3 rRNA genes are annotated in these 4790 nt (G+C 57.0%); all 3 read left to right on the top strand.

The features are described from left to right. Positions 1-1062, top strand: a 16S ribosomal RNA gene (locus IU459_RS36610); the annotation flags it as partial. 347 nt (positions 1063-1409) lie between these two features. Further along, a 23S ribosomal RNA gene (locus IU459_RS36605) occupies positions 1410-4525 on the top strand. A gap of 136 nt (positions 4526-4661) precedes the next feature. Further along, positions 4662-4778: ribosomal RNA gene (gene rrf / locus IU459_RS36600) — 5S ribosomal RNA — on the top strand. Positions 4779-4790 lie beyond the last annotated feature (12 nt).

Raw genomic sequence — 4790 nt, 5'->3', positions numbered from 1 at the left:
TACCTGTAGAAGAAGCACCGGCCAACTACGTGCCAGCAGCCGCGGTAATACGTAGGGTGCGAGCGTTGTCCGGAATTACTGGGCGTAAAGAGCTTGTAGGCGGTTTGTCGCGTCGTCTGTGAAAACTCACAGCTCAACTGTGAGCTTGCAGGCGATACGGGCAGACTTGAGTACTGCAGGGGAGACTGGAATTCCTGGTGTAGCGGTGAAATGCGCAGATATCAGGAGGAACACCGGTGGCGAAGGCGGGTCTCTGGGCAGTAACTGACGCTGAGAAGCGAAAGCGTGGGTAGCGAACAGGATTAGATACCCTGGTAGTCCACGCCGTAAACGGTGGGCGCTAGGTGTGGGTTTCCTTCCACGGGATCCGTGCCGTAGCTAACGCATTAAGCGCCCCGCCTGGGGAGTACGGCCGCAAGGCTAAAACTCAAAGGAATTGACGGGGGCCCGCACAAGCGGCGGAGCATGTGGATTAATTCGATGCAACGCGAAGAACCTTACCTGGGTTTGACATACACCAGACAGCCGTAGAGATACGGTTTCCCTTGTGGTTGGTGTACAGGTGGTGCATGGCTGTCGTCAGCTCGTGTCGTGAGATGTTGGGTTAAGTCCCGCAACGAGCGCAACCCTTGTCCTGTGTTGCCAGCAAGTAAAGTTGGGGACTCGCAGGAGACTGCCGGGGTCAACTCGGAGGAAGGTGGGGACGACGTCAAGTCATCATGCCCCTTATGTCCAGGGCTTCACACATGCTACAATGGCCGGTACAGAGGGCTGCGATACCGTGAGGTGGAGCGAATCCCTTAAAGCCGGTCTCAGTTCGGATCGGGGTCTGCAACTCGACCCCGTGAAGTTGGAGTCGCTAGTAATCGCAGATCAGCAACGCTGCGGTGAATACGTTCCCGGGCCTTGTACACACCGCCCGTCACGTCATGAAAGTCGGTAACACCCGAAGCCGGTGGCCTAACCCCTTGTGGGAGGGAGCCGTCGAAGGTGGGATCGGCGATTGGGACGAAGTCGTAACAAGGTAGCCGTACCGGAAGGTGCGGCTGGATCACCTCCTTTCTAAGGAGCATTCTCCACCGACACCCACACAGGTGGGACGGTAAACGTCTGGTGGCAGAGGCTGTTTGAGCTCTCGTATGAAGAGCCGCAGTTGCTCATGGGTGGAACGCTGACATGTGCTGGCGATATCTCGGAGTCACACGGCGACGAGATGCCGGATGTAGTCGACACACTGTTGGGTCCTGAGAGAACACGCGAGTGTTTCTTTCTAGGCAATATGACGATCCGGGAGTTTCTCCGGTCATACCGGTCTCGATCCCTTGTGTGGGGTTGGGGTGCTGGTGTCGGGACAGGTTTCTTTCGGGTGTGTTGTTTGAGAACTGCACAGTGGACGCGAGCATCTTTGTTAGTAAGTGTTGAAGAGCGTACGGTGGATGCCTTGGCACCAGGAGCCGATGAAGGACGTAGGAGGCTGCGATAAGCCTCGGGGAGCTGTCAACCGAGCTGAGATCCGAGGATTTCCGAATGGGGAAACCCAGCACGAGTGATGTCGTGTTACCCGCATCTGAATATATAGGGTGTGTGGAGGGAACGTGGGGAAGTGAAACATCTCAGTACCCACAGGAAGAGAAAACAATAGTGATTCCGTGAGTAGTGGCGAGCGAAAGCGGATGAGGCTAAACCATGGGCGTGTGATAGACGGCAGTCGTTGCGTTCGTGGGGTTGTGGGGTCATTCTTCTCATCACTGCCGTGGTGAGCGTCAGTCAGAAACCGTTGGGTTAGTTGAAGTGGTCTGGAACGGCCTGTCGTAGAGGGTGAGAATCCCGTAGACGAAAACCTGGCGGCTGGCGTGGATGATGCCCGAGTAGCAGCGGGCCCGTGGAATCTGCTGTGAATCTGCCGGGACCACCCGGTAAGCCTGAATACTCCCTGGTGACCGATAGCGGACTAGTACCGTGAGGGAAAGGTGAAAAGTACCCCGGGAGGGGAGTGAAATAGTACCTGAAACCGTGCGCTTACAATCCGTCAGAGCCTTCCCTTCGGGGTGGGGTGATGGCGTGCCTTTTGAAGAATGAGCCTGCGAGTCATCGGTGTGTGGCGAGGTTAACCCGTGTGGGGTAGCCGTAGCGAAAGCGAGTCCGAATAGGGCGCCCGAGTCGCATGCCATGGACCCGAAGCGGAGTGATCTACCCATGGCCAGGGTGAAGCGACGGTAAGACGTCGTGGAGGCCCGAACCCACTTAGGTTGAAAACTGAGGGGATGAGCTGTGGGTAGGGGTGAAAGGCCAATCAAACTCCGTGATAGCTGGTTCTCCCCGAAATGCATTTAGGTGCAGCGTCACGTGTTTCACGCCGGAGGTAGAGCTACTGGATGGCCTAGGGGGCCTACAAGCTTACCGAAGTCAGCCAAACTCCGAATGCCGGTGTGTGAGAGCGTGGCAGTGAGACTGCGGGGGATAAGCTTCGTAGTCGAGAGGGAAACAGCCCAGATCGCCGGCTAAGGCCCCTAAGCGTGTACTAAGTGGAAAAGGATGTGGGGTCGCTGAGACAACCAGGAGGTTGGCTTAGAAGCAGCCACCCTTGAAAGAGTGCGTAATAGCTCACTGGTCAAGTGATCCTGCGCCGACAATGTAGCGGGGCTCAAGTACACCGCCGAAGCCGCGGCATTCCAGTATTGATCTTGCTTTCGAGCCAGGAGCTGGGATGGGTAGGGGAGCGTCGTGCAGCCGTGGAAGCAGCGGAGTGATCCAGTTGTGGAGGCTGTGCGAGTGAGAATGCAGGCATGAGTAGCGAAAGACGAGTGAGAAACTCGTCCGCCGAATGACCAAGGGTTCCTGGGCCAGGTTAATCCGCCCAGGGTGAGTCGGGACCTAAGGCGAGGCCGACAGGCGTAGTCGATGGACAACGGGTTGATATTCCCGTACCCGTGTATCCGCGCCCAATGGCGAGGCAGTTGTGCTAACCATCCTGAACCCAATGGACCACCTTCGGGTGGCCGGCGGGGGATGCATGGGATCCTGGCTGTAGTAGTCAAGCGATGGGGTGACGCAGGAAGGTAGCTGGGCCAGGTGGTGGATTACCTGGTGTAAGCCGGTAGGGCGGGGTCTAGGCAAATCCGGATCCCATACAGCCTGAGAGGTGATGCGTAGCCGATTGAGGCGAATTCAGTGATCCTATGCTGCCGAGAAAAGCCTCTAGTGAGTTGGTACACGGCCCGTACCCCAAACCGACACAGGTGGTCAGGTAGAGAATACCGAGGCGATCGAGAGAACTGTGGTTAAGGAACTCGGCAAAATGCCCCCGTAACTTCGGGAGAAGGGGGACCAGGCCTGGTGATGGATCTTGCATCCGGAGCTGGGTGTGGTCGCAGAGACCAGAGAGAAGCGACTGTTTACTAAAAACACAGGTCCGTGCGAAGTCGTAAGACGATGTATACGGACTGACGCCTGCCCGGTGCCGGAAGGTTAAGAGGACCGGTTAGCGCCCTTCGGGGTGCGAAGCTGAGAATTTAAGCCCCGGTAAACGGCGGTGGTAACTATAACCATCCTAAGGTAGCGAAATTCCTTGTCGGGTAAGTTCCGACCTGCACGAATGGCGTAACGACTTCTCTGCTGTCTCAACCACAGACTCGGCGAAATTGCATTACGAGTAAAGATGCTCGTTACGCGCGGCAGGACGAAAAGACCCCGGGACCTTCACTATAGCTTGGTATTGGTGTTCGGTACGGTTTGTGTAGGATAGGTGGGAGACTGTGAAGCGGGCACGCCAGTGTTCGTGGAGTCGTCGTTGAAATACCACTCTGGTCGTATTGGACTTCTAACCTCGGGCCATGATCTGGTTCAGGGACAGTGCCTGGTGGGTAGTTTAACTGGGGCGGTTGCCTCCCAAAATGTAACGGAGGCGCCCAAAGGTTCCCTCAGCCTGGTTGGCAATCAGGTGTCGAGTGCAAGTGCACAAGGGAGCTTGACTGTGAGACTGACGGGTCGAGCAGGGACGAAAGTCGGGACTAGTGATCCGGCACCGGCATGTGGAAGCGGTGTCGCTCAACGGATAAAAGGTACCCCGGGGATAACAGGCTGATCTTCCCCAAGAGTCCATATCGACGGGATGGTTTGGCACCTCGATGTCGGCTCGTCGCATCCTGGGGCTGGAGTAGGTCCCAAGGGTTGGGCTGTTCGCCCATTAAAGCGGCACGCGAGCTGGGTTTAGAACGTCGTGAGACAGTTCGGTCTCTATCCGCCGCGCGCGTCAGAAACTTGAGGAAGGCTGTCCCTAGTACGAGAGGACCGGGACGGACGAACCTCTGGTGTGCCAGTTGTCCCGCCAGGGGCATGGCTGGTTGGCTACGTTCGGAAGGGATAACCGCTGAAAGCATCTAAGCGGGAAGCCTGTTCCAAGATGAGGTTTCTCACCACCTCGAGTGGTTAAGGCCCCCTACAGACCATGGGGTTGATAGGCCGGAACTGGAAGCACGGTAACGTGTGGAGGTGACCGGTACTAATAGGCCGAGGACTTACCAACAAAGGTTGCTACGCGTCCACTGTGCGGTATCTGAAACAACACACAGACACTGCAGCAGACTCCGGTGGAGTCTCTCTCGATCGTGAGAGAACTTCCCGGCCGGTCGGGCTGTGAGTGGTGGATAGTTTCATAGAGTTACGGCGGCCATAGCGGCAGGGAAACGCCCGGTCCCATTCCGAACCCGGAAGCTAAGCCTGCCAGCGCCGATGGTACTGCACTCGACAGGGTGTGGGAGAGTAGGACACCGCCGGAACATCCTTCACGA

The organism is Nocardia amamiensis (assembly GCF_015477605.1).
In the GTDB taxonomy this organism is placed as follows: Bacteria; Actinomycetota; Actinomycetes; order Mycobacteriales; family Mycobacteriaceae; genus Nocardia; species Nocardia amamiensis_A.
The sequence above is the reverse complement of the archived record's forward strand: the minus strand, read 5'-3'. Positions and strand labels throughout refer to the sequence as shown.